Origin of the sequence: Streptomyces sp. NRRL B-1140 (genome assembly GCF_001280065.1) — a bacterium.
Classification (GTDB): Bacteria; Actinomycetota; Actinomycetes; order Streptomycetales; family Streptomycetaceae; genus Streptomyces.
On sequence record NZ_LGEA01000036.1, the window covers coordinates 155,882 to 180,129 of the forward strand.

General features: G+C 71.9%; 25 protein-coding genes. 9 read left to right on the plus strand and 16 right to left on the minus strand.

All coding sequences use genetic code 11. The features are described 5' to 3' along the window. Nucleotides 1-103: 103 nt before the first annotated feature. Nucleotides 104-307 carry a hypothetical protein gene (locus ADK65_RS05995; RefSeq protein WP_030852030.1) on the minus strand — a complete coding sequence of 68 codons (204 nt, stop codon included), beginning with the start codon at nucleotides 305-307 and terminating at the stop codon, nucleotides 104-106. A gap of 378 nt (nucleotides 308-685) precedes the next feature. Beyond that, on the minus strand, nucleotides 686-967 hold the full coding sequence (locus tag ADK65_RS06000; RefSeq protein ID WP_031108009.1) for an acylphosphatase: 282 nt from the start codon (nucleotides 965-967) through the stop codon (nucleotides 686-688). Nucleotides 968-1,128: 161 nt separating this feature from the next. Between ADK65_RS06000 and ADK65_RS06005 the strand changes: the two genes are divergently transcribed. Both ADK65_RS06005 and ADK65_RS06010 read left to right on the plus strand, forming a co-directional pair. Beyond that, complete coding sequence (locus tag ADK65_RS06005) at nucleotides 1,129-2,280, plus strand: CAP domain-containing protein (protein ID WP_053668753.1); 1,152 nt, start codon at nucleotides 1,129-1,131, stop codon at nucleotides 2,278-2,280. A gap of 105 nt (nucleotides 2,281-2,385) precedes the next feature. Continuing rightward, nucleotides 2,386-2,784, plus strand: coding sequence for a winged helix-turn-helix transcriptional regulator (locus ADK65_RS06010; protein ID WP_053668754.1), 399 nt, complete (start codon nucleotides 2,386-2,388; stop codon nucleotides 2,782-2,784). On the opposite strand, the gene mutM is transcribed toward ADK65_RS06010, so the two are convergent. The 8 genes from mutM to recG all read right to left on the minus strand — a co-directional run bounded on the left by mutM (nucleotide 2,774) and on the right by recG (nucleotide 10,105). Further along, on the minus strand, nucleotides 2,774-3,634 hold the full coding sequence (gene mutM / locus ADK65_RS06015) for a bifunctional DNA-formamidopyrimidine glycosylase/DNA-(apurinic or apyrimidinic site) lyase (RefSeq protein ID WP_053668755.1): 861 nt from the start codon (nucleotides 3,632-3,634) through the stop codon (nucleotides 2,774-2,776). The genes ADK65_RS06010 and mutM overlap by 11 nt on opposite strands. Before the next feature lie 102 nt (nucleotides 3,635-3,736). After that, on the minus strand, nucleotides 3,737-4,585 hold the full coding sequence (rnc, locus tag ADK65_RS06020; protein WP_078955828.1) for a ribonuclease III: 849 nt from the start codon (nucleotides 4,583-4,585) through the stop codon (nucleotides 3,737-3,739). A gap of 7 nt (nucleotides 4,586-4,592) precedes the next feature. Continuing rightward, on the minus strand, nucleotides 4,593-4,766 hold the full coding sequence (gene rpmF, locus ADK65_RS06025) for a 50S ribosomal protein L32 (protein ID WP_003951102.1): 174 nt from the start codon (nucleotides 4,764-4,766) through the stop codon (nucleotides 4,593-4,595). Between the two features lie 2 nt (nucleotides 4,767-4,768). Beyond that, on the minus strand, nucleotides 4,769-5,419 hold the full coding sequence (locus ADK65_RS06030) for a YceD family protein (RefSeq protein WP_053668757.1): 651 nt from the start codon (nucleotides 5,417-5,419) through the stop codon (nucleotides 4,769-4,771). Between the two features lie 130 nt (nucleotides 5,420-5,549). Next, the gene (locus ADK65_RS06035; RefSeq protein WP_053668758.1) at nucleotides 5,550-6,641 is read right to left on the minus strand and encodes an ATP synthase F0 subunit B; all 1,092 of its coding nucleotides are present in this window, start codon (nucleotides 6,639-6,641) and stop codon (nucleotides 5,550-5,552) included. 65 nt (nucleotides 6,642-6,706) lie between these two features. Next, nucleotides 6,707-7,186 (minus strand): pantetheine-phosphate adenylyltransferase, encoded by a 480-nt coding sequence (gene coaD, locus ADK65_RS06040; RefSeq protein ID WP_053668759.1) that lies wholly within the window; start codon nucleotides 7,184-7,186, stop codon nucleotides 6,707-6,709. Between the two features lie 26 nt (nucleotides 7,187-7,212). Beyond that, nucleotides 7,213-7,800, minus strand: coding sequence for a 16S rRNA (guanine(966)-N(2))-methyltransferase RsmD (gene rsmD, locus ADK65_RS06045; RefSeq protein WP_053668760.1), 588 nt, complete (start codon nucleotides 7,798-7,800; stop codon nucleotides 7,213-7,215). An 85-nt stretch (nucleotides 7,801-7,885) separates the two neighbouring features. Next, nucleotides 7,886-10,105: an ATP-dependent DNA helicase RecG gene (gene recG, locus ADK65_RS06050; protein ID WP_053668761.1), complete on the minus strand. Its 2,220-nt coding sequence runs from the start codon at nucleotides 10,103-10,105 to the stop codon at nucleotides 7,886-7,888. A 186-nt stretch (nucleotides 10,106-10,291) separates the two neighbouring features. On the opposite strand from recG, the gene ADK65_RS06055 reads away from it, so the two are divergent. Both ADK65_RS06055 and ADK65_RS06060 read left to right on the plus strand, forming a co-directional pair. Further along, entirely contained in the window at nucleotides 10,292-12,130 is a 1,839-nt protein-coding gene (locus ADK65_RS06055; protein WP_053668890.1) for an HSP90 family protein, read from the plus strand. After that, nucleotides 12,127-15,072 (plus strand): hypothetical protein, encoded by a 2,946-nt coding sequence (locus tag ADK65_RS06060; RefSeq protein WP_053668762.1) that lies wholly within the window; start codon nucleotides 12,127-12,129, stop codon nucleotides 15,070-15,072. The genes ADK65_RS06055 and ADK65_RS06060 overlap by 4 nt, the downstream gene beginning before the upstream one ends. A gap of 10 nt (nucleotides 15,073-15,082) precedes the next feature. On the opposite strand, the gene ADK65_RS06065 is transcribed toward ADK65_RS06060, so the two are convergent. Further along, complete coding sequence (locus ADK65_RS06065; RefSeq protein WP_053668763.1) at nucleotides 15,083-16,822, minus strand: DAK2 domain-containing protein; 1,740 nt, start codon at nucleotides 16,820-16,822, stop codon at nucleotides 15,083-15,085. 268 nt (nucleotides 16,823-17,090) lie between these two features. Between ADK65_RS06065 and rpmB the strand changes: the two genes are divergently transcribed. After that, nucleotides 17,091-17,276, plus strand: coding sequence for a 50S ribosomal protein L28 (rpmB, locus tag ADK65_RS06070; RefSeq protein ID WP_004924906.1), 186 nt, complete (start codon nucleotides 17,091-17,093; stop codon nucleotides 17,274-17,276). Between the two features lie 123 nt (nucleotides 17,277-17,399). On the opposite strand, the gene thiD is transcribed toward rpmB, so the two are convergent. Together thiD and ADK65_RS06080 are read right to left on the minus strand one after the other, a co-directional pair. Continuing rightward, nucleotides 17,400-18,197: a bifunctional hydroxymethylpyrimidine kinase/phosphomethylpyrimidine kinase gene (gene thiD, locus ADK65_RS06075; protein ID WP_053668764.1), complete on the minus strand. Its 798-nt coding sequence runs from the start codon at nucleotides 18,195-18,197 to the stop codon at nucleotides 17,400-17,402. Next, nucleotides 18,194-19,159 carry a thiamine-phosphate kinase gene (locus ADK65_RS06080; RefSeq protein ID WP_053668765.1) on the minus strand — a complete coding sequence of 322 codons (966 nt, stop codon included), beginning with the start codon at nucleotides 19,157-19,159 and terminating at the stop codon, nucleotides 18,194-18,196. Before ADK65_RS06080 ends, thiD begins: the two co-directional genes overlap by 4 nt. Nucleotides 19,160-19,365: 206 nt before the next feature. Here ADK65_RS06080 and ADK65_RS06085 point away from each other — a divergent pair, with 206 nt between their 5' ends. After that, nucleotides 19,366-19,599: an Lrp/AsnC family transcriptional regulator gene (locus ADK65_RS06085; RefSeq protein ID WP_029384521.1), complete on the plus strand. Its 234-nt coding sequence runs from the start codon at nucleotides 19,366-19,368 to the stop codon at nucleotides 19,597-19,599. A gap of 20 nt (nucleotides 19,600-19,619) precedes the next feature. Continuing rightward, nucleotides 19,620-20,138 (plus strand): DUF3515 domain-containing protein, encoded by a 519-nt coding sequence (locus ADK65_RS06090; protein WP_053668891.1) that lies wholly within the window; start codon nucleotides 19,620-19,622, stop codon nucleotides 20,136-20,138. 83 nt (nucleotides 20,139-20,221) lie between these two features. On the opposite strand, the gene ADK65_RS06095 is transcribed toward ADK65_RS06090, so the two are convergent. Genes ADK65_RS06095 through ADK65_RS06105 form a run of 3 tightly spaced genes read right to left on the minus strand, consistent with a single transcriptional unit; the run spans nucleotide 20,222 to nucleotide 23,237 of the window. Further along, nucleotides 20,222-21,379, minus strand: coding sequence for a D-alanine--D-alanine ligase family protein (locus tag ADK65_RS06095; RefSeq protein WP_053668766.1), 1,158 nt, complete (start codon nucleotides 21,377-21,379; stop codon nucleotides 20,222-20,224). A 59-nt stretch (nucleotides 21,380-21,438) separates the two neighbouring features. Next, nucleotides 21,439-22,449 (minus strand): NAD(P)H-dependent glycerol-3-phosphate dehydrogenase, encoded by a 1,011-nt coding sequence (locus tag ADK65_RS06100; RefSeq protein ID WP_053668767.1) that lies wholly within the window; start codon nucleotides 22,447-22,449, stop codon nucleotides 21,439-21,441. Continuing rightward, a complete protein-coding gene (locus ADK65_RS06105) occupies nucleotides 22,446-23,237 on the minus strand; it encodes a lysophospholipid acyltransferase family protein (protein ID WP_053668768.1) in 792 nt (263 codons plus the stop codon). The genes ADK65_RS06100 and ADK65_RS06105 overlap by 4 nt, the downstream gene beginning before the upstream one ends. A 158-nt stretch (nucleotides 23,238-23,395) precedes the next feature. Between ADK65_RS06105 and cofC the strand changes: the two genes are divergently transcribed. Together cofC and ADK65_RS06115 are read left to right on the plus strand one after the other, a co-directional pair. Then, a complete protein-coding gene (cofC, locus tag ADK65_RS06110) occupies nucleotides 23,396-24,034 on the plus strand; it encodes a 2-phospho-L-lactate guanylyltransferase (RefSeq protein WP_053668769.1) in 639 nt (212 codons plus the stop codon). A 9-nt stretch (nucleotides 24,035-24,043) separates the two neighbouring features. Next, the gene (locus ADK65_RS06115) at nucleotides 24,044-24,247 is read left to right on the plus strand and encodes a hypothetical protein (protein WP_053668770.1); all 204 of its coding nucleotides are present in this window, start codon (nucleotides 24,044-24,046) and stop codon (nucleotides 24,245-24,247) included. Nucleotide 24,248: the final 1 nt, after the last annotated feature.

Here is a 24,248-nt window from a genome sequence, read left to right on the forward strand (position 1 = left end):
AGAAAGAAGGGACGCCGACAGGGCGTCCCTTGCACTTCTGACAACTAGGCGGTTGTGACGGGCGGCCCAACCACTGCTGTGCTGTTGTGGAGCGGTGCAGTGATCAGGTGAGCGCAGGCTCCGCCTGGTGTGCGTCAACGCTCTCCATGATCCTGTCGTGAGAAGCGGCAGCCGTGAGCGCCTCGTTCTCAGCCTGGATTCGTCCGAGCTCGGATTCCAGGTCCTGGACGCGCTGCTGGAGCCGTCGCATCTCGGCGAGGAGTCGCGGGTCGGAGCCGCCGACGTAACCGAGAAGCGCCTTTGCCATGATGGATGGTCCTCCACAATGCGTGACCGACCGCTGCGGTGTGGGTCGTGAGGGATTCGCACCCGCAGTCTTGGCAGGGCCTGGAGTTGTACTGCCGTTCAGCCATGCCAAACAGCTAAGGTGCGCGGGGCTTTCAGCGTCTCACCAAAAAGTTTGACGGTCAACACGATCACGCCCCGTATTGGGGGGCGGCCCAGGCACGCGCGGCCTGGAACGGCCGTACTGCGGCTTCTGCGGGGCCCTCGGGGCGTGGCGATCATCCTTGCGTGTGGAGCGTGCCAAGGCAAGCGGTTCCGGCAATCACCAGGGAGTTTCCTCTCCGGGTGGCCGTCGGTACGCCGCCCGGAGGCCGCCTCGGAAGCGGCCCGGCGGGCGTGATCAGCGGATGGCGAAGCCGTCGTACCCACCGCGCGGTGTGTCCCAGATCTCGGTGACGCCGTCCACCCTGCCGGGCGTGTCGTCACCCTGGAGCCACTCGAGCAGGCCCTCGCAGCCCTCGCGCCCGCCCTCGGCGACCACCTGGACACGGCCGTCGCCCAAATTGAGAGCAAAGCCACTCAGGCCGCCGATCTCCAATGCCTTGGCCCGCGTGAACCAGCGGAAACCCACACCTTGGACGCGTCCACGCACCCAGGCGACCAGTCGCACATCCTCGCTCATGACTGCAACCTAACCGCCCAAACTCTCTCCGGGCACTTCCTCCACTTGCGCCATGCGGTACCGTCCCCCCTCAACGAATCTCATATGAAACTCACACGATCGAGTGAGTTTGGTGTTGATCTCGAGGACGAGTCGACCGCCAGGACGAGGAAGGCCAGGACATGGGACGCCACCGACGCTCCGACGCCGGCCGCGCCGCCACGGGCCGCGCCACGGGAATCACCCACGCCGACGGCTTCGCGGAGGGGCACGATCCGCTGTACCCCACCGCGGACGACGCCCCGACGATGGGCATCGCGCCCTATCTGAACCCCGAGGCGTACGCCGAGACCAGCGCCAGGAGCGAGGCCTATCTGTTCGGGGCGGAGGCCTCCGCGGCCGGCGACCGCTTCACGGACACGGCCGTGTTCGCGAGCGACGGTTTCGGCTCCGACGGTTTCACCCCCGACGGCCGATCCCGGCGCGCCGGCTCCCACCGCCGCCGCAAGAAGGCCGCCCGGCCGGTGCGCACCGGCCTGCTCGGCGTCTCCGCCGCTGTCGCCCTCGGCACGGTCGCGGTCGCCACGGGCGCGGTGCCCGGCCTCGACAACTACAAGCTCGGCGGGGGCGGCGGGGCCGACAAGGTCCAGGCCGGGGACACGCCGACGAACGCCCCGATCGAGCAGGGCGGCACCGCCGGCAGCGCCGAGAGCCGGGACGAGACGTCCACCAGCCGGGACGCCGAGCGTTCCGCCTCGCCTTCGCCGTCCGCCTCGAAGACCTCGGCCGCGCCGACGAAGACGCCGAAGACGCCGGAGAAGCCCGAGAAGACGCAGGAGAAGACTCCGGAGAAGAAGGAGCCGACGGCCACCCCGAGCAAGAAGCCGGACACCACGCCCTCCCGTACGGCCACGAAGGCGCCGAGGACCCCCAACGCCTCCGCCGCCCTGTCCGGGGAGTCGGCCGCCGCGGCCCAGGTGCTCAGCCTCGTGAACGAGGAGCGGGCCAAGGTGGGCTGCAGCCCGGTCGCGGCCAACAGCGCTCTCACCGACCTGGCCCAGAGTTACAGCGAGGACATGGCCGCACGGGGCTTCTTCGACCACACCGACCCGGACGGCCGCACCCCCTGGGACCGAGCCGAGAAGGCCGGGATATCCAACCTGGGCGGGGAGAACATAGCCCGCGGCCAGGCGAACGCCGCAGCCGTGATGGACGCCTGGATGAACAGCCCCGGCCACCGCGCCAACATACTGAACTGCGACTTCAAGACGCTGGGCGTCGGAGTCGAGTTCGGCTCCGGCGGCCCCTGGTGGACGCAGAACTTCGGATACTAGGCCCTGCTGACGCCACCGGCCGGCCTGAGAAGCCGCAGCACACTGGCGCTAACTTGTGGTTAGTGCAACCTATTGGTTAGCGCTGCGCTGGCGTACGCTGGTCGTATGACCACCACCCAGGGACTCACGGAGGGCCTCGACGACCTCCCCTTCAACGTGTTCGCCAAGGCCTGCCCGTCGCGGGGCACGCTGGAGCACGTCACGGGCCGCTGGGGCGGCCTCGCGCTCGGCGCCCTGTACGAGGGGTCGCTGCGCTTCAACGAGTTGCGCCGCCGCGTCGACGGGGTCAGCGAGAAGATGCTGTCCCAGACGTTGCAGGCCCTGGAGCGTGACGGTCTGGTCCACCGTGAGGCCCAGCCGACCAACCCGCCCCGGGTGGACTACGAACTGACACCGCTCGGGCGGGACGTGGCCGAGCGGCTGCTCGCCCTGATCCACTGCGTGGAGGGCAGCATGGAGCAGGTGCTGGCCGCCCGCGAGCGGTACGACTCCGCTAGGGCGTGATCCTGGGCGGCCGCTGGCACTTCGGGCAGTAGTAGCTCGACCGGTTCATCCAGGGCCGTCGCCGCATAGGGGTGCCGCAGCGCCGGCAGGGCAGGCCCTCGCGTCCGTACGCGTCGAGCGACCGGTCGAAGTAGCCCGACTCGCCGTTCACATTGACGTACAGGCTGTCGAAGCTGGTGCCGCCCACCGCGAGGGCCGCGTTCATCACGTCCCGTACATGCCCCAGGAGCATCAGGGTGCGGGGGCGGGTGAAGGTCGCGGTCGGGCGCTCGTAGTGGATGCGGGCGCGCCACAGGGCCTCGTCCGCGTAGATGTTGCCGACACCGCTGATCAGCGACTGGTCGAGCAGGGCCCGCTTGATCGTGGACCGCTTGCGGCGCAGCGCCCGGTGGAAGGCCTCGTCGTCGAAGAGCTCGTCGAGCGGGTCGCGGGCGATGTGCGCGATGACGTCCGGCAGGCCTTCGGGGGTGTTGTCGTGCAGCGAGAGGCCGCCGAAGGTGCGCTGGTCGACGAAGCGGAGTTCGGTCTCCAGGGTGTCGGTGAAGCGGACACGGATGCGCAGGTGCTTCTCGTCCGGCGCGGTGTTCGGCTGGACCAGAAGCTGACCGCTCATGCCGAGGTGGGCGAGGATCGACTGGTCCGTGTCCTCCAGGGGCAGCCACAAGTACTTGCCGCGTCGGCTGGGGACGCCGATGCGGTGGCCCTTGAGGCGGTGCGCGAAGTCGTCGCCGCCGGCGAGATGGCGGCGTACCGCGCGCGGGTGCAGCACCTCGGTCTCGGCGACGGTGCGGTGGGCGACCCACCGCTCGAGACCGCGCCGCACGACCTCGACTTCGGGCAACTCGGGCATGGGCTCCCCCGTCACGGACCTGTGGATGACGCGAGCGCCCGCCCCGGGCAGGGGCGGGCGCTCGGGTGCGCTGTGTGCCGCCCGGGTGCGGGCGGCGGGCGGTCAGCCGCCGGCGCTGCCGTCGGTGACCGTCTGGGCGGCCTGAGCTGCGGCCGTCGCCGTCGCCTCGGCGTCCTTCGCCGCCTTGGCGCGCTCGTCCGCGGCGGCACGGATGGACCGCCATGCGGACTCGGCGGCCTGCTGCTCCGCCTCCTTCTTGCTGCGGCCGGTGCCGGTGCCGTACGAGACGCCTCCGACGCGGGCGGCAGCAGTGAAGGTCTTCTCGTGGTCGGGACCGGTCTCCGTGACCAGGTACTCGGGGACACCGAGCCCCTCGGTCGCGGTGAGCTCCTGGAGACTGGTCTTCCAGTCCAGGCCGGCTCCGAGGTTCGAGGACTTCTCGATCAGGGGATCGAACAGGCGGTGCACGAGCTCCGCCGCCGAGTCCAGTCCCTGGTCCAGGTAGACCGCGCCGATCACCGCTTCGAGGGTGTCGGCGAGGATGGACGCCTTGTCCCGGCCGCCCGTGCCCTCTTCACCCCGGCCGAGCCGGATGAAGGAGCCCAGGTCGAGCCCGCGGCCCACCTCGGCGAGCGCACGCGAGTTCACCACCGCGGCCCGCAGCTTGGCCAACTGGCCTTCTGGCAGGTCGGGGTGGGTGCGGTACAGCGTGTCCGTGACCACGAGGCCGAGGACGGAGTCCCCGAGGAACTCCAGGCGCTCGTTGGTCGGCAGACCGCCGTTCTCGTATGCGTACGACCGGTGGGTCAGTGCGCGCACCAGAAGGGCGGACTCGAGCTTGTACCCGAGCCGCCCTTCCAGAAGCGTGTGGGACGAGGCCTGGTTGTCCGCCGGAGCACTCCCGCTCGCACGGGAAGACTTGTTCTTAGGCGTGGACACAGTGCCTCTCACCAGCCGCTCAGACCTCGAGGACCTGGCGCTTGTTGTAGGTGCCGCACGACGGGCACGCGATGTGCTGCTGCTTGGGCTCGTGGCAGCGCTCGCACGCAACCAGGGTGGGGACCGCAGCCTTCCACTGCGACCGGCGGTGGCGCGTGTTGCTGCGCGACATCTTCCGCTTCGGAACAGCCACGGCTACTTCTCCTGCTTCTCGTCGACGCCCGCTTCCGCGTCAGCGCCGCTCATCTCGTCCTTCTCGCCGTCCTTCATGGTGCCGGCGAGTCCCTGCAATGCCGCCCAACGGATGTCGACGGCGTCGTGGTGGTGCTCCGGGTCGTCCGCCAGCCGCGCGCCGCACTCGGCGCACAGCCCGGGGCAGTCTTCCCGGCACACCGGCTGCATCGGCAGTGCGAGCACCACCGCATCACGCAGCACGGGCTCGAGGTCGAACAAGCCGTCCTCGAGGAAGAGCCTGTCCTCGTCGTCCTCGGCGTCGTCGCCCGGTTCCGCGATCACGCGGCCCCGGTCGTCGGCGTCAGGGTACGAGAACATCTCCTGGAACTCCGCTTCGAGCTCCTGCTCGAGCGGCTCCAGACACCTTACGCACTCCCCCTCGGCCGCGGCACGGGCGGTGCCTGTGACGAGCACCCCTTCCATGACCGACTCCAGGCGGAGTTCGAGCTCCACCGGGGCGCCTTCCGGCACTCCGATGACTCCCTTGATACCGAAGTCCTTGGGAGCGTCGACCGTGCGGGTCAGGCGCTGCAGCGCACCAGGCCGCCGGCCCAGCTCGTGTGTGTCGAACACGAGGGGGTTGCGGTGGTCGAGGCGGGCGTTCAGGGCCATTCCAACTTTCGGTCTGCTGAGCTCTGGGGGGACGCTGCCCTTCGTTGTTCCCGGGCAGCGTTGATCGCGGACGTACACGCGACCGAAGAGCCAGGATACTGGACCTTTCGCTCTCGGCCCAATCCGGGGCTCAGCCCTGACCGCGGCCCTGTTCGTAGGCCCGCAGCTGCTCGGCGCTGATCATGCCGGTGTCGAAGAGACTGGTCTCGTCGAGGGCGTACCCCTGCTGGGCGTGGTGGCCCTGTTGCGGCTGCTGCTGGACCTGGTTCGGGTCGTAGGCGGCCTGCTGGGGGTCGTAGCCCTGATAGGCATACGGATCGGCGTGCTGGTAGCCGTAGGGGTCCTGCTGGGCCGCGTAGGCCTGCTGCTGGTAGCCGCCGTAAGGGTCGGGCTGCTGGACGGGGGCCTCTCCCGCCGGGGCATAGCCGGCGGCCGGGGCGTACGCCGGCTGCGACTGCGCGTAGTCCTGCTGCTGGGCGGGCTGCCCGGCCGGGGGCTTCTGTTCGGCGAGGGCGGCCAGGTCCGCGAGGTAGTCGGCGTCGCTGGAGTGCTGGACGGTGCTCGCGTCGTCGGCGAGGGAGCCGAGGTCGTCGGTGGCGATCCTGCCGTGCAGCTTCTGCCGGCCGCGGCCGACGGCCTCCAGAGTCTTGGCGAGGACCGCCTCGAAGGCGCCGAGCTTGACGTCGACGTACTCGTCGGCGCTGCGGCGCTGGGTCTGCGGGTCGTGGCTGCGCTCGGGGGCGTCCTCGTCCTCGTAGCCCTGCTCGTCGGTGCCGGGGCCGGTGCCCAGGAGCTTCTCGCGGCCGCGGCCGACGGAGCCCAGGGTCTTGGTGAGGACGACCTCGAAGTTGGCGAGCTTGGAGTCGACGTACTCGTCGGCCTCCGCGCGGATCTCCTCGGCCTCCTGACGGGCCTCGGCGAGGATCCGGTCGGCCTCGGCCTGGGAGCGGCGGGCGACCTCGGTGCCCGAGATCAGCGACCCGCGCTCGGCGTGCGCGCTCTCGATGATCTGCTGGGCCTCCTGGCGGGCCTGCTCGACCATCTGCTCGCGGCCGCCGATCAGCTCCTGGGCCTGGGCGAGGGAGTCGGGCAGCGCCGCGCGCACCTCGTCCAGCATCGCGAGCAGATCGGCGCGGTTGACCACGCACGAGGCCGACATGGGCATGGACCGGGCGCCGGAGATCGCGGAGACGATCTCGTCGAGCTTCTTCTGCACGTCCACCGTGTGCTCGCCACTCTCTACAGATGCGTTGGAGACGGACGGGACGACTGTAGTCCCCAGTCCCGTCAGTCCTTGCGCAGACGCTCGTTGAGGACTTCGAGGACCTCGGCCGGGACCAGGTGGGACACGTCGCCGCCCCAGGTCGCGACTTCCTTGACGAGGGAGGACGACAGGAAGCTGTAGGTGGGGTTGGTGGGGATGAAGAGGGTCTCCACGCCCGAGAGGCCGTTGTTCATCTGGGCCATCTGCAGTTCGTAGTCGAAGTCGCTGACCGCGCGCAGGCCCTTGACGATGGCGGGGATGTCGCGCTGCTTGCAGAAGTCGACGAGCAGGCCGTGGAAGGCCTCCACGCGGACGTTGCCGTACTCGGCGGTGACCCGGCGGATCAGGTCGATCCGCTCCTCGATCTCGAACAGGCCCTTCTTGGCCTGGTTGATCATCACCGCGACGTAGACCTCGTCGTACAGCCTGGAGGCGCGGGAGATGATGTCGAGATGTCCGTTGGTGATCGGGTCGAACGACCCGGGACATACGGCGCGGCGCACTTGTGATCCCTCGCTCTCCGGTCCGGTCATCGTGCGTCTTCGCACGTAGAGGCGGCGCGACCGTACCAAAACGTTCCCTCGCCGTAGCGACGGGCCCGGAGGGGTTCGAAACCCTCGGGCCACCGGAATTCACCGCCTCTGGTGCTGCGCTCCACGGTGACGAGGGCTTCCTCTGCGAGCCAGCCTTCCGTACGGAGTGTGAGGAGGATCTCCCGAAGATCGTCGTCCGTGACGGCGTACGGGGGGTCGAGGAAGACGAGGTCGTACGGGTCGCCGGGAGGCGGGGTGCGGATGATCTGCTCCGCTTTGCCCGATCTGACCTCGGCGCCGGGGAGTCCGAGGTTCTTCACGTTGTCGCGGACCGTGCGGGTCGCTCGCGCGTCGGCCTCCACGAGGAGCGTGTGGCTCGCGCCTCGGGAGAGAGCCTCAAGGCCTACGGCGCCGGAGCCGGCGTAGAGGTCGAGGACGCGTTCGCCGTCCAGGGGGCCGCCGAGGAGGGATTGCCAGGTGGAGAAGAGGCCTTCGCGTGCGCGGTCGGAGGTGGGGCGGGTGCCGGTGCCGGGGGGTACGGCGAGTCGACGTCCGCCGGCTGTGCCGGCGATCACGCGGGTCATCTGTGGTCCTTGGTCGTGGGCGGCTTCAGGTTCATTGTGGCTGGTCGCGCAGTTCCCCGCGTCCCTGAGAGAAGGTCGGTCCCCCTCACCCTTTTTCCAGGTACTGCTCCCGCTCCTCGTCCAGGAGGGCGTCCAGGGCCGTGCGCAGGGCCGGGAGGTTGGTCAGCTCCGGGTCGTTCGCCACCACCGCCGTCGCCTCCTCCCTCGCCTCCGCGATGATCTCCTCGTCCTCGATGACCGCGAGGACCTTCAGGGAGGTCCGGGCTCCGGACTGGGCCTGGCCCAGGACGTCGCCTTCTCGGCGCTGTTCCAGGTCGATGCGGGACAGTTCGAATCCGTCGAGTGTGGAGGCCACCGCGCCCAGGCGCTGGCGGGCCGGGCTCGCCTCGGGCATCTCGGTGACCAGGAGGCACAGGCCGGGAGCCGAACCGCGGCCCACGCGGCCGCGCAGCTGGTGGAGCTGGGAGACGCCGAAGCGGTCGGCGTCCATGATCACCATGGCGGTGGCGTTGGGGACGTTGACGCCGACCTCGATGACGGTCGTGGCGACCAGGACATGGGTCTCGCCCGCGGCGAAGCGGCGCATGACGGCGTCCTTGTCGTCGGGGTGCATCCTGCCGTGGAGCACCTCGACCTTGAGCCCTTGGAGGGGGCCCTTGGTGAGCTGGTCGGCGACCTCCAGGACGGCGAGGGGCGGGCGCTTCTCCGCCTCGTCCTCGGGGGACTTCTTCTTCGCGGACTTCTTCGGGTCGTCCTCCTCGTCGCCGATGCGGGGGCAGACGACGTACGCCTGGTGGCCGTTCTCCACCTCCTCGCGGACTCTTTCCCACGCGCGGGCCAGGAAGTGGGGCTTGTCGGCGGCCGGGACCACATGGCTGGCGATCGGCGAGCGGCCGGCCGGCAACTGGTCGAGGACGGAGGTCTCCAGGTCGCCGAAGACGGTCATGGCGACGGTGCGCGGGATGGGCGTGGCGGTCATGACCAGCAGATGCGGCGGTTGCTTGCCCTTGCCGCGCAGGGCGTCGCGCTGCTCGACGCCGAAGCGGTGCTGTTCGTCGACCACGACCAGGCCCAGGTCGTGGAACTGCACCTTGTCCTCGATCAGCGCGTGGGTGCCGATGACGATGCCGGCCTCGCCGGTGGTGAGGTCGAGCAGGGCGTGCCGCCGGGCGGCCGCCCCCATGGAACCGGTGAGCAGCACGACCTTGGTGGCCTGCTCGGCGCCGCCCAGCATGCCGCCCTCGGCCAGCTCGCCCATCATCTCGACGATGGACCGGTGGTGCTGCTGCGCGAGCACTTCGGTGGGCGCGAGCATGGCGGCCTGACCGCCGGCGTCGACCACGGCGAGCATGGCGCGCAGCGCGACCATCGTTTTCCCGGAACCCACCTCCCCCTGCAACAGCCGGTGCATCGGATGGTCGGTGGCCAGGTCGTCGAAGATCTCGCGGGAGACGCGCTGCTGGCCGTCGGTGAGGGTGAAGGGCAGGCGGGCGTCGAAGGCGGTGAGGAGGCCGTCGGGGGCGGGCTTGCGGGGCACGGCGGGGAGTTGGGCGTCCGCGTGGCGGCGACGGGCCAGGGCTACCTGGAGGACGAAGGCCTCGTCCCATTTGAGGCGGGAGCGGGCGTCCTCGATGTCGGCCTTGGTGTGCGGGCGGTGGATCTTGAGGAGGGCTTCGGGGAGCGGGACCAGGCCGCGGCCCTGGCGCAGGGAGTCCGGGAGCGGGTCGACGGCCTCCTGGGCGGTGGGCAGGACCGTCTGGATCGCCTTGCCGATCTTCCAGGACTCGAGCTTGGCGGTGGCGGGGTAGATCGGGATCAGGGCGCCCGCCCAGGTCTCGACGGACTCCTCCGGGTCGCCGCGCAGCAACTCGTAGGCTGGGTGGGCGAGTTGCAGGCGACGGTTGAAGACGGAGACCTTGCCGGCGAACATCGCGCGGGTGCCCGGCAGGAGTTCCTTGTGGGGCTTGTGGACGCCCGCGCCGAAGAAGACCAGTTGGAGCCGGCCGCTGCCGTCGGTGATCGTGACCTCCAGGCGCTGGCCCTTGCCGCGCGGGGCCTTGGCGGAGGCGAAGGTGTGCAGGCGGGCGTCGGCGACCTGTGCGACCACCGTGACATGCTCGTCCATGGGGAGGTCGGCGAGGTGGGTGAGCTGGCCGCGCTCCTCGTATCTGCGCGGGTAGTGGTGCAGGAGGTCGCCGACGGTGAGCAGGCCGAGGTGCTCGGCCATCACCTTGGCGGTGGCGGGGCCGAGCACCGACTTCAGCGGCTGTCGCAGGGGTTCTTCCAGTGCGGGCACGAGATCCATTGCACACCACGCCACTGACAATGGCTTCCAGGCCGCGGCCGTACCGCCGTAAAGATCCCGGAAACCCCTGGTCAGGCGGCTCGTCAGGGCCTTAGGATGACGCGCTCCCGGCCCTCTTCGCGGTCACCGCCCCACCGGGACCGCCCTACCCCGCGCCGTCGCGAGTCCCCCACCGGCGCCGTGATGATGGACTCCCAGACCTCACAGCCCTCCCCGGCACCTCATTCGCCCCCGTCACCTCATTCGTTCCAGGTCGACCTGCGTGGTCTGGTGGACCTGCTCTCCCACCACCTCTACTCCAGCCCCAAGGTCTATCTGCGCGAGCTGCTGCAGAACGCGGTGGACGCCGTCACGGCCCGGCTGGTGGACGAGCCTGACGCCCCTGCCCGGGTCCGGCTGGACGCCGAGGGCGGGGCCCTGCGCGTGGAGGACACCGGCGTGGGGCTCACCGAGGCGGACGTGCACAGCCTCCTGGCCACCATCGGGCGCAGCTCCAAGCGGGCCGAGGGGCTGGAAGAGGCGCGGTCCGACTTCCTCGGGCAGTTCGGCATCGGACTGCTGGCCTGTTTCGTCGTCGCCGAGCGGATCCGGGTCGTCAGCCGCAGCGCCCGTACACCCGGGGCGCCGCCGGTGGAGTGGACGGCGTCCGACGACGGTTCGTACACGGTGCGGACGCTGCCGGACGCCGAGCGGCCCGAACCGGGCACGACGGTGCACCTGGTGGCCAGGGCGGGTGCCGCGGAGTGGCTCGCGCCCGAACGGGTCGAGGCGCTGGCCCGGGACTTCGGGTCGCTGCTGCCGTACGACGTCCGGGTGGGCGGCGAGGCGGTCACCGGCCTCCCGGCGCCCTGGGACCGTGCGTACCCCGGCCCGGCCGCCCGCCGCGTGGCCCTCGCCCGGCACTGCCACGACCTGTTCGGCTTCACCCCGCTGGACACGATCGACCTGTCCGTGCCGCTGGCCGGCATCCGCGGGGTGGCGTACGTGCTGCCGTCGGCGGTGAGCCCGGCCCGGCGCGCGGGTCACCGGGTGCACCTCAAGGGCATGCTGCTGACCGAGCGGGCCGAACAGCTGCTGCCCGACTGGGCGTTCTTCGTGCGCTGTGTGCTCGACACGGACAGTCTGCGGCCCACTGCGTCCCGCGAGTCGCTGTACGAGGACGAGACGCTGGCGGCCGTACGGGAGGCGCTGGGCGAGCGGATCCGGGCCTGGCTGACGGGGCTGGCGGCCGGTGATCCGGAACGGCTGGCCGCGTTCCTGTCGGTGCACCACCTGGGCGTGAAGTCGCTGGCCCGGCACGACCGGGAGATGCTGCGCACGATGCTGCCGTGGCTGCCGTTCGAGACGACCGACGGGCGGTTGTCCCTGGAGGAGTTCGCGCAGCGGCACCCGGTGGTGCACTTCACGCGGACCGTCGAGGAGTACCGGCAGGTCGCGCCGATCGCCTCCGCCCAGGGCATCGGCGTGGTCAACGGCGGTTACACCTACGACAGCGAGCTGGTGCAGGCGCTGCCGTCGGTGCGGCCGGGCACCGTGGTCGCCGAGCTGGACGGGGAGACGGTCACCGCGCACCTGGACGCGGTCGACCCGGCCGAGGAGCTGGCCCTGTCCGGCTTCCTGGCGGCGGCCCGGGCCCGGCTGGACCCGCTCGGCTGTGACGTCGTCCTGCGGGCCTTCCACCCGCTCTCCGTGCCCGCGCTGCACCTCGACGACCGGGACGCCCGGCACGAGCAGGCCCGGGCGGACGCCGAGGAGCGGGCGGACGACCTGTGGGCGGGCATCCTCGGCTCCCTGCGCGGCAGTGCACCCCGCGCGCGTCTGGTGCTCAACCATCTCAACCCCCTGGTGCGTCGGATCGGCGCGCTGCCCGACCCGGAGCTGATCGGCACCGCCACCGAGTCTCTGTACGGGCAGGCCCTGCTGATGGCGCAGCGGCCGCTGAGGCCGACCGACTCGGCGCTGCTCAACCGCGCGTTCATCGGCCTCCTGGAGTGGGCCACGCACAGCGAGGACGGTCAGGCATGACGGAGATCACGGACTTCGACGCCCTGCGCGAGGCGATGGCGGACAACTCCGGGCAGCCGGAGGGGCCGGCCCGCAACGCCCGCGCGGAGCAGCTGCTGGAAGCGGCCGAGAAGCTGAACGTCCCGCTCGCCGTGATCGAGGCGCTCGGGCACCAGCTGAAGGTCTACAACTACAGCTCCGAGAAGGGGAAGATGTTCGTCCCCTTCGCCCGGTTGCTGCGCCTGTGGGACGAACGGCCCGAGGACTTCGACGAGTACGAGACCCACTCCCTGCACTGGGTCTTCAAGTGGGTCTCGGCCGGCATGCTCGACCAGCCGCACATCCCGCTCGCGTCGATCGAGAAGTGGCTCGGCGAGATGGAGCACCGCTACCGGCTCGCCGGGCACTCCGAGCGGGCCGTGCGCAGCGCCGAGCACAGTGTGGCCGCGCACATCGGGGACGTGGCGCGGGCTGAGCGGGCGTACGCGGCCTGGCTGGCCGCCGACCGGGACACCATGGCCGACTGTCACGCCTGTGAGCTGCACGGGCAGGGCTGGTGGCAGGCGGAGCTGGGGCGGGACGCGGAGGCGCTGGAGTTGTGGCGGCCGGTGCTGGAGGGCGAGTACACCTGTGCCCACGAGCCGCACACGGCCCTCGCGTCCTCCCTCGTGCCGCTGCTGCGGCTGGGCCGCCCGGACGAGGCCCGGGCCAACCACCTGCGGGGCTTCCGGCTCGTCCGGGCGATGGAGAGCATGCGCGGTGCGTACGCGGAACACGTGGAGTTCTGCGCGCTGACCGGCAACGAGGCCCGGGGCCTTGAGCTGCTCGCGGAGCGGCCGGCGTACTTCACCGACGACGGGCATCCGCAGAGCAGGCTGGACTTCCTGAGCGTGGTGGCCCTGCTCATGGACCGGCTGACCGGGCTCGGGCTGGGCGAGCGGCAGGTGCCGGGTCCGGCCGGGCGGGAGTGGACCGCCCGTGAACTCGGGGTGCACGCGCGCGGCGAGGCCCTCGCCCTGGCGGCGCGCTTCGACGAGCGCAACGGGACGTCGTACGTGAGCGAGCGGGCACGCGCGCGCATGGCGCGGCAGCCGCTCGCGCAGCGGCTGCCGCTGGGCGTGCGGTCGGTGCGTCCGGCTCCTCCGCCCGTTCCGCCTGCCGCTGCGGTCCGCGCCGCCGGGCAGCCGGATCTGCCCGCCCTGCTGGCCGAGGCGCGGCGGCTGTCGGACACCCTGCGGCCGAACGCGGTGGAGGCGTGGGCGGCGGCCGCCGAGGCCGCCGAAGGCTCCGACCTGGACCCGCGCGACCGTGCCGAGATGGCCGACCACGAGGCGATGTCCCTCGGCCCCGAGGGCACCGGGCTCTTCGAGCGGGCCGCGGACCTCTACGCCGAGGCGGGCGACCCGGGCGAGGCACTCGCGGCCCGCGCGCGGGGGGCGTACGTCCGTGCCCTCGCGGGTGACGTGGACGGCGCCGTCGCCGCGGTGACCGGCCTGTACGACGAGATCCTCGCGTTGTACGCCGCGGAGGGCACGGGGATGCGGCAGACGGCGTCCGTCGTGATGAGCCGGGCGCGGATCCTGACCCGCCGGGCGCACGAGGGCGAGGGCGACGGGCCCGCTCTCGCCGAGGCCGAGGCGGCCGTCCGTGAGGTTCTCGCGCTCGTCGACGGCCGGACCGGTGAGGACGTACGGCTGGCCGCGCGGGTCGCCGAGGCGCGGGCGATGCTCGGGGAGCTGGCGGGGCTCGCCGGGGACCTGGAGAGGGCCGCGGAGCTGTTCGCGCGGGGCGCGGCGGCGTTCGTCGCGGCGGGACTGCCGTGGTACGCGGTGGAGTACGAGGCCCGCCTCGCCACCCTGGCCCACCACCTCGGCGACGCGGCGGAGACCGAGCGGGCGCTGCGTGCGGCCCTGGAGCACGGTGGAGCGCACCTGGAGGCACCGGGCCGGGCCCAGCTGTACCTCCAGCTCGCCGAGGTCGTGGCCGGCCGGGGTGATGCCGTGGAGGCCGCCCGGCACGCCCTGGAGGCCGCCCACTGGGCCGACGAGGCGGGTGAGTCGGCGACCCTGGGTGCCTGGGCGCGACAGCAACTGGGCGGGTTCCTGCTGCGGCAGGGGCGGTGGGCGGAGGCCGCGGAGGTGCTGGAGTCGGCGCTGCTCAACCTGACCGCCGAGACGCACGGCGACGGGGCTCTCGTGCAGACGCTGTGGTGGCTCGGCGACTGCGTGAGCGAGCTCGGCGAGCACCGCGCGGCCGCGGAACATCGTCTGCGGGCGGCCGGGATCGCCCGGCACTGGCCCGAGCAGCACGACCACGCGACCCTCGCCCACCTGGCCGGGGAGTCCCTCGGGCAGGCCGGACTGCCCGTCGAGGCGGACCGGGCCTACGCCCGCGCGGGCGACCTGTGGCGTGCGCTCGGCGACGCCCCCGGACTGATCCGCTCCCTGCGCGCCCGCGCCTGGCTGGCGTTGGAGACGGAGGGCGGCGCGGACGAGGCACGTGCCCTGATGACGGAAGCAGTTCACGCGTGCGAGACGGCACGGGAGGAGGCGTCCGACGAGGAGTCCCGGCAGCGGGCGGCCGTCGAACTCGGCGACACGCACCGGCAGTTCGCCGACCTGCTGACCCGGTCCGTCTCCGAGGGCTCCGAAGGCCCCGCTGTCCGGGCCGTGTTCGAGGAGGCCCTGAGGCGGCTGCAGCGGGCCGCCGAGGTGTTCGCCTCACTCGGGGAGGGCGCCCTGCACCACCGCACGGGCGCCGAACTCACCGCGGGCTGGCTGGAGATCGAGCTGGACCGCCCGGCCGACGCGAGGGTACGGGCGCGCGTGGTGCTGTCGGCCTACGACGGCCACGGCGACGCCGACGGCGACGCGGCGACCGGGAGTGACGGCGAAGGCCGCTCGACGGTGAGGGCCCGGCGGGCCGAGGCGGAGCACATGCTCCGCCTCGCGTCGGAGGACTGACCGCCGCCGCTCACTCGACGCCGATGAGGAGCAGGGCCCCCTGCCGTCCGCCCCGGTACAGGACCGTGTCGACGGCGAGGTACCCCTCGCGGACCCGGTTCTCCAGACGCTCGGCGACGGTGTCGGGCACGTCGTCGCCGAGGACCAGGGTGACCATCTCGCCCCCGGCCGAGAGCATGCGGTCCAGGACGGTCTCGGCGGTCACCGCGACGTCCGAGCCGATCAGGGCCACGTCCCCGTCGATCAGGCCCAGGACGTCACCGGCCTGGCAGATGCCGGCCATCGTCCAGGACTGCCGTTCGGCGACGGTGACCTCGGCGTAGCGGGTGGCGCCGGCGGCCGAGGTCATGGACACGACGTCCTCGTCGAAGCGGCGGTCCGGTGCGTGGACGGCCAGCGCCGCGATGCCCTGGACCGCCGATCGGGTCGGGATCAGGGCCACCCGGATGCCCTCGGCGCGGACCTGCTCGGCGGCCGCGGCGGCGGTGTGGCGCAGGTCGGCGTCGTTGGGCAGCAGCACGACCTCGCGCGCGTGGGCCCGCCGTACGGCCTGGACGAGCTCGCCGCTCGCCGGCGGCTCCCCGGGGCGGGCGAGCACGGTCGTCGCCCCGGCTTCGGCGTACAGCCCGGCCAGGCCTTCGCCGGGTACGACGGCCACGACCGCCCGTTCGGCGCGCTCCCGGGGCGGCCGCTCGGCGCCGGTGGTGTGCACGTCGCCAGCACCGAAGTGGGTGATGCGGATGCGGTGGGGCCGCCCGGCCTCGATGCCGGCCTCGACGGCCGCGCCCGCGTCGTCCACATGGACGTGGACGTTCCACAGCCCGTCGCCGCCGACCACGACCAGGGAGTCCCCGAGGGCGTCGAGCCGCTCCCGCAGCCGCTCCACGGCCGCGTCCTCGGCGTCCAGGAGGTAGATCACCTCGAAGGCGGGCCCCTCCTCGCCGGACGGGGCGGCGGCGCCGTCCGTGCACTCGCCCGGGACGCCGTCGCCGGGCAGGAGGCCCGCGGCGGGATGCACGCGCGCGTGGGGGTCCCGGCGCGGGCCCTTCGCCTTCTCCCCCGTGAACGTCTCCACCAGCGCCCCGAGCACCGCGACCAGCCCTCGTCCGCCGGCGTCGACCACCCCGGCGCGCTCCAGGACGGGCAGCCGGCCCGGGGTCTCGGCGAGGGCGCTGCAGGCTCCCTCGTAGGCCGCCCGGGCCACGGTTCCGCAGTCGCCCTCCGCACCGCCGGCGGCGTCGGCGGCGGCCGAGGCGACGGTGAGGACCGTGCCCTCGACGGGATGGGCGACGGCCTGGCGGGCGGAGTCGGCGGCGCGGCGCAGGGCGAGCCCCAGCCCCCGGCCGTCGGCGTGGGCGATCTCGCCTTCGGCCAGTACCTGGGCCATGCCGCGCAGCAGCTGGGCGAGGATCGTCCCGGAGTTCCCGCGGGCGCCGATGAGCGCACCGTGCGCCATCGCCCGGGCCGCGTCGGCGAGCGTCGGGCCCTCGGAGCCCGTGGCACCCGAGCGCGTGGCGCCCGGGCCTCCTGTGGCGTCGGATCCCGCCGCGTGCCCCGCGAACACCGCCTCGACGGCCGCGACCGCGGACTCCACGGTCAGATAGAGGTTGGTGCCGGTGTCGCCGTCCGCCACCGGGTAGACGTTGATCGCGTCGATCTCCTCACGCGCCCGCCCCAGTGTCTCCAGCGCGAGACCGCACCAGGTGCGCACCGCGAGAGCATCGAAGAATGTCTGCGGCACCTGCGCCACTACGCCTCCCTGAGCTGCCGGACGTGGCTGGCAGCGTAGACCCCGGGGCCGTGTTCACCGGAAGTGGGAGGGGACGGGGCCCCTGAGCTGCCATGGTAGTTTCGCTCTACGGGTGCAGCCGTTGTATGCTGCTCCAGTTGCCCGATCTGATCGGGCCTTCCCCCTGGCAACGCCACTCAGATTTCGACCGGCTGTTCACAGCCCGAGAGTCTTGATCCCGGCCTGCCGGGATCAACCGTAAGTGCATCTGAAGTCTTTGGAGTGACCCGTGGCTGCCAACTGCGACGTCTGCGGCAAGGGGCCGGGCTTCGGCAACAACATCTCGCACTCGCACCGCCGTACGCCCCGTCGCTGGAACCCGAACATCCAGCGTGTGCGTACCGTGGTGGGCGGGACGCCGAAGCGCGTGAACGCTTGCACCTCGTGCATCAAGGCCGGCAAGGTCTCGCGCTGACGCTCAGCTAGCGCGCGGCCACTGCTGGTTCGCTGCAGAGCCGGTCCACTTCTGGTGGACCGGCTCTTTGCCGTGCCTGCCTCCGGCGGGCGGGCCGCGCTCCGGGCCTGGTCGTCGACGTCGTCAGCGTTCGGTGCCCGTCCGGAAGCGCCAGCCGTGATCCACCGGCCCGATCCCCCCGCCGAGCGCGAACCCCGCCGCGACGGCCTCCGTGACGTAGTCCTTCGCCGCGGCCACCGCCTCCGGCACGGACTGTCCCTTGGCGAGCTGGGAGGCGATCGCGGAGGCGAGGGTGCAGCCGGTGCCGTGCGTGTGGCGGTTGTCATGCCTCGGCGCCCGCAGCCAGTGCTCCTCCGAGCCGTCGGTGAGCAGGTCGACGGCGTCCCCGGGAAGGTGGCCGCCCTTGATCAGCACCCAGCGCGGCCCGTACGCCAGCACGGCCTCGGCGGCCGTGCGCATGTCGCGTTCCGCCTCGACCCGTACGCCCGCGATCTGGGCCACCTCGTCGAGGTTGGGGGTGGCGACCGTCGCCGCCGGCAGCAGCTTCGTGCGGACGGAGTCCAGCGCGGAGGCGGCGAGCAGGGCGTCGCCGTGTTTGGAGACGCCCACCGGGTCGACGACCGCCGGTGCGTCCGTCCCCGCGATCAAGTCGGCGACCGCTTCGACGAGTTCCGCCGAGGCCAGCATGCCCGTCTTGACCGCCTGCACGCCGATGTCGTCGACGACACTGCGGTACTGGGCCCGCACGGCTTCCACGGGCAGCTCCCAAGCCCCCCGCACGCCGAGGGAGTTCTGCGCGGTCACCGCCGTCACGACGCTCATGCCGTGCACGCCGAGCGCGAGCATCGTCTTGAGGTCGGCCTGGATGCCCGCGCCGCCGCCTGAGTCGGAGCCCGCCACCGTCAGGACGCCCGGGATCATGACTCTATGTCCCCGAAGTGGTCCCAGCCGCCCTTGCTGGTCCACGGCGCCCCGTCGACCGTCACCTGGGGCAGCGCCGAGGGGTTGAGGACCTCGCCGATGACCTTCCAGCGGGCGGGCAGCTTCACGTCCGGCGGGAAGGTCGCCACGATCGCGTGGTCCTCTCCCCCGGTCAGCACCCACTGCATGGGGTCGACCCCGACGGCCTGCCCGATGTCGTTCATCTGGGACGGGATGTCGATCGCCCCGGAGCGGATGTCGATCCGCACCTTGCTCGCCTCGGCGATGTGCCCGAGGTCCGCGATCAGCCCGTCGCTCACATCGCACATCGCGGTCGCCCCGAGGCCGGCGGCGGCCGGACCCGCGTGGTACGGCGGCTCCGGGCGCCGGTGGGCCTCCACGAACGCCCGCGGTGAGCGGAACCCACGCGACAGCACCGCGTACCCGGCGGCCGACCAGCCCAGCCAGCCGGTCACCGCGACACGGTCACCGGGCCGGGCACCCGCCCGCGTCACCGGCTCCTGGTTGCGCAGATCGCCGAGCGCGGTGATCGACACCATGATCGAGTCGCCGCGTACGACGTCCCCGCCGACCACGGCGGCGCCCGCCACCTGGCACTCGTCGCGCAGGCCGTCCATCAGCTCGCTCGGCCACGTCACCGGCAGTTCGGCCGGGACGGCGAGGCCGAGCAGCAGCGCGGTCGGCACGGCGCCCATGGCGGCGATGTCGGCGAGGTTCTGCGCGGCCGCCTTGCGGCCCACGTCGTAGGCCGTGGACCAGTCACGCCGGAAGTGCCGGCCCTCCACCAGGATGTCCGTGCTCGCCACGACCCTGCGGTCGGGCGCGGCCACCACGGCGGCGTCGTCGCCGGGGCCGACCCGGACCGCCGGGGTGGTGGTCAGACGGGAGGTGAGCTCCCTGATGAGCCCGAACTCACCGAGCTCACCAACAGTGCCCTTCATTGCCCTTGCTCCCCTTCTGTCCCTGTCCGTGCCCGGTCGCGAGGCATCTCGGTCCTCGTTACGGTCGAAGTGACCGTCAAGTTCTGCCGGACCTGCACCCCGGCGCGCACAACCCGGTCCCCGTGGGTCTCCCCGCGGCGAGCGGCGACGCGATACCGTGGCGTTCCTTTTCCCCACATGATCCTCGTGGCCGCCCTGGAGGTTCCGTGGTACAGGCGTACATCCTGATCCAGACGGAGGTCGGCAAGGCGTCGACCGTCGCCGAGACGATCGGCAAGATCCCTGGGGTGATCCAGGCCGAGGACGTGACGGGACCGTACGACGTGATCGTGCGGGCCCAGGCCGACACCGTCGACGATCTCGGCCGCATGGTGGTCGCCAAGGTCCAGCAGGTGGACGGCATCACCCGCACCCTGACCTGCCCGGTCGTCCATCTGTAGCCCCCGTCTACCCTGTGCCGGTGAACTCTTTCCGTCACCGGCACCGTTGTGTCTTCCGCGTGTTCCGCCTGCCCGCTGTCGCGCTGTTGATCACTGCTGCGGGCTGCTCCTCAGCAGACGACAGCGCGTCGGCGGCGGTTCCCAGTCCGGACGCGAAGGTCGCGGGACTGTGCCGGAACCTGGACAAGGTACTGCCCGCGAAGGTGGACGGTGAGCGCCGTGCGGATCCCGAGCCCGCGTCGGCGTTGACGGCGGGCTGGGGCAGCCCGGCGATCATACTGCGCTGCGGTGTGCCGCAGCCGCCGAAGATGGTCGACCCGAAGGTCGCCGAGGGACGGGATCCGGATGCCGTCGCCGGGGGCGTGAACGGGGTCGACTGGCTGATGGAGGAGCAGGACGGCGGGGGGTACGTGTTCACCACCGCCAACCGGGAGGCGTACGTCGAGGTCCGGGCGCCCGAGGGCGCGGACAGTTCGGGTGTGCTGATCGATCTTGCCGCGGCAGTGAAGAAGGCGATCCCCAAGGGGATCGCCTCCTGAGCGCCGTGCCGGTGCCCTCGTCTCCAAGTCCGCGGGGCGTCCGTGGCTGATCGCGCGGTTCCCCGCGCCCCTCGCTGGTCGGTTCAGCGCAGGCCCGTCGAGCGCCGCAGCGCCGCCTGCACCAGCCGGTCGATCAGCTCCGGGTAGCTCACCCCGCTCGCCTGCCACATCTGCGGATACATCGAGATGGGCGTGAAGCCGGGCATGGTGTTGATCTCGTTGATCACGAACTCGCCGTCCTCGGTGAGGAAGAAGTCCGCGCGGACCAGGCCCTCGCAGGACGCCGCGTCGAACGCGTCGACCGCCAGGCGCTGGACCTCGGCCGTCTCCTCCGGGGTGAGCGGCGCCGGGACGAGCCCCGGGGTCGAGTCGATGTACTTGGCCTCGAAGTCGTAGTACGCCTGGGCCTGGGGCGGGGGGATCTCCGCGGGGAGGGAGGCGCGGGGGCCGTCCTCGAACTCCAGGACACCGCACTCGATCTCACGGCCGTGCAGCGCGGCCTCCACGAGGATCTTCGGGTCGTGCCGCTGGGCCTCGGCGATGGCCTCGTCGAGGCCGGAGAGGTCGTCGACCTTGGTGATGCCGATCGACGAGCCGGCCCGCGAGGGCTTCACGAACAGCGGCCAGCCGTGCTCGCCGGCGAAGTCGACGATCTTCTTGCGGGCGGCCGCCTGGTCCTGCTGCCACTCGCGCGGGCGCACCACCACGTACGGGCCGACCTTCAGCCCGAAGGAGGTGAACACCCGCTTCATGTACTCCTTGTCCTGGCCCACGGCCGAGGCGAGCACGCCCGAACCCACGTACGGGACGCCGGAGAGCTCCAGCAGGCCCTGGAGGGTGCCGTCCTCGCCGTACGGGCCGTGCAGCACCGGGAAGACCACGTCGACCTCGCCGAGCGCCTTGGGCACCGATCCCGGCTCGCTGTAGACGACTTCGCGGCTGGCGGGGTCGACCGGGAGGATCACTCCGCCCTCGGCGGACTCGGCGAGGGCGTCGACGCTCGGCGGGCGCCGGTCGACGATCGCCATCCGCTCCGGTTCGTCCGCCGTGAGCGCCCAACGCCCGTCCTGGGTGATGCCGATCGGCAGGACGTCGTACTTCGTCCGGTCGATGGCCTTGAGGACGGCGCCGGCGGTGACCACGGAGATCCCGTGTTCGGAGCTGCGCCCGCCGAACACGACGGCCACACGCGGCTTACGAGGCGGCTGCTCGGGGCTCTGGGGGAGGTTCTCGGTGCTCATATCGGGTTGAGAGTACCCGTTGGTAGGGCCACTGGTAAGCGCCGCCGGCCTCGCGTCGCTCAGCGTCGTTCGGGCTTCGCGCTGCGCGACATCAGCTCCTTGAGGGCCACCACCGGGGGCTTGCCCTCGTGCACGATGCCGACGACCGTCTCCGTGATCGGCATGTCGACGCCGTGCCGCCGGGCCAGATCGAGCACCGACTCGCAGGACTTGACGCCCTCGGCGGTCTGCTTGGTGACCGCGATGGTCTCCTGCAGGGTCATGCCCTTGCCGAGGTTGGTGCCGAAGGTGTGGTTGCGCGACAGCGGCGAGGAGCAGGTGGCCACGAGGTCGCCCAGACCCGCGAGCCCGGAGAAGGTCAGCGGGTCGGCGCCGAGGGCCATGCCGAGCCGGGTGGTCTCGGCGAGGCCGCGGGTGATGAGCGAGCCCTTGGCGTTGTCGCCCAGGCCCATGCCGTCCGCGATGCCGACGGCGAGACCGATGACGTTCTTCACGGCCCCGCCCAGTTCACAACCCACCACGTCCGTATTGGTGTAGGGGCGGAAGTACGGCGTGTGGCAGGCGGCCTGGAGGCGCTGGGCGACGGCCTCGTCGGTGCAGGCCACCACGGCCGCGGCCGGCATCCGCGCGGCGATCTCCCGTGCCAGGTTGGGCCCGGTGACCACGGCGATCCGCTCCGGGCCGACCTTGGCGACGTCGTCGATGACCTCGCTCATCCGCATCGCGGAGCCGAGCTCGACGCCCTTCATCAGCGACACCAGGACCGTGTCGGGGGCCAGCAGCGGGCTCCACTCGGCGAGGTTGCCGCGCAGGGTCTGCGAGGGGACCGACAGCACCGTGAAGTCGGCGTCCGCGGCGGCCTCGGCGGGATCGGTGGTGGCCCGCACGTTCTCCGGGAGCTCGACGCCCGGGAAGTAGTCGGGATTGGTCCGCGTGGAGTTGATCGCCTCCACGACCTCCGGGCGGCGCGCCCACAAGGTGACCTCGCACCCCGCGTCGGCGAGCACCATGCCGAAGGCCGTACCCCACGAACCGGCGCTCAGAACCGCCGCCTTGACCGGCTTGCTCACTTGCCCAGCCCCTCTTCCTGCACGGTCTGCCCGGCCTCCCGGTGCGTATGTGTCTGTGCCTGTGTGCGGCGCCGCTGCTCGATCCGCTCCCGGCGCGGGTCGTACGGCACCGTGGGTGCCTTCTCCCCGCGGATCAGCTCCAGCTGGGCGGTGACGGCGGCCATGATGACCTCCGTGGCCTCCTTCAGCAGCTCCGCGGTCATCTCCCGGTCGTAGAACCGCGCGAGGTCCACGGGCGGCCCGGCGAGCACGTGGTGCGTCTTGCGCGGCAGCAGGTTCGGCTTCTTCGCGTACGGCGGCAGCAACTCGTTGCAGCCCCACTGGGCGACGGGGATGACCGGGCACCTGGTCTGCAGGGCGACGCGTGCCGCCCCGGTCTTGGCGGTCATGGGCCAGCCGTCCGGGTCGCGCGTGAGGGTGCCCTCCGGGTAGAAGGCCACGCACTCCCCGCGGTCCACGGCGTCGATCGCGGCCCGGAAGGCGCTCAGCGCGTCCGTGCTCTCGCGGTAGACGGGGATCTGCCCGGTGCCCCGCATCGCGGCTCCGACGAATCCCTTCTTGAAAAGCCCGCTCTTCGCGAGGAATCGCGGGACGCGCCCGGTGTTGTACTGAAAGTGAGCGTAAGCGAAGGGGTCGACGTGCGAATTATGATTCACCGCGGTGATGAATCCGCCCTCGGCCGGAATGTGCTCCATTCCACGCCAGTCCCGCCTGAGCAGAACCACCAGCGGCGGTTTGCAGATCACCGCGGCGAAGCGGTACCAGAAGCCGATTCTGCGGCGGGGCACGCGGACACCTTCCTCTAGGGCCTGAAGCCGGGGCCACGGGGGGCCGCACAAGTGTCGCCCCAGGCCGCCGGTCTGTCGAGAACACCGTACGCCCCGGCACGCCGCCCGCCCGAGGCCCCGGGTGACAATGACCGCGACAAGAGGAGGACGGAACACCCGTGCAGTGGACCCTGGTCGTACCCCTGAAGCCCCTGGCCCAGGCCAAGAGCAGGCTTGCGGACACCGCGGACGACGGGCTGCGGCCGGACCTGGCGCTGGCCTTCGCCCAGGACACGGTGGCGGCCGCGCTGGCCTGCCCCGGGGTGGGAGATGTGGCAGTCGTCACGGACGATCTCCGGGCGGGCCGCGAGCTGGCCGCGCTGGGCGCCGCGATCATCCCCGACGAGCCGGGCGGCGGCCTCAACGCCGCCCTCGCACACGCGACGCGGGCCGTACGGTCCGTCCGCCCGGACCGGGCGGTGGCCGCACTGAACGCCGATCTGCCCGCCCTGCGTCCGGCGGAATTGTCCCGGGTGCTCGATGCCGCCGCCGAATTCCCGCGCGCTTTTCTCCCGGACGCGGCCGCAATCGGAACGACCCTGCTGTCCGCCGCCCCGGGCCGGGAATTGCGCCCCGCATTCGGCACGGACTCCCGGGCCCGCCACCGGGCGTCCGGGGCCGTGGAACTGCCCCTGACCGCGGTCGACTCCGTACGCCAGGACGTGGACACCGGCGACGACCTGCGCAGCGCGCTGGCCCTGGGGGTCGGTCCTCATACGGCCTCGGCCGCCGCGCGGTTGCTGATACCCGGGCAGTAGGCTGCGGACATGCAGGCGACCGCGTACACGTACGACCCCGAAAGCCGCAGCGGGCAGGTGCTCCTGGACGACGGCACCCCGGTGCCCTTCGACGCGGCCGCTTTCGACGCCGGTGGCCTCAGACTGCTGCGCCCGGGCCAGCGGGTACGCATCGAGGTGGAAGGGGCGCAGGACGCCCTCCGGATCACTCTGGTGACCCTGCAGACCCTTTGAC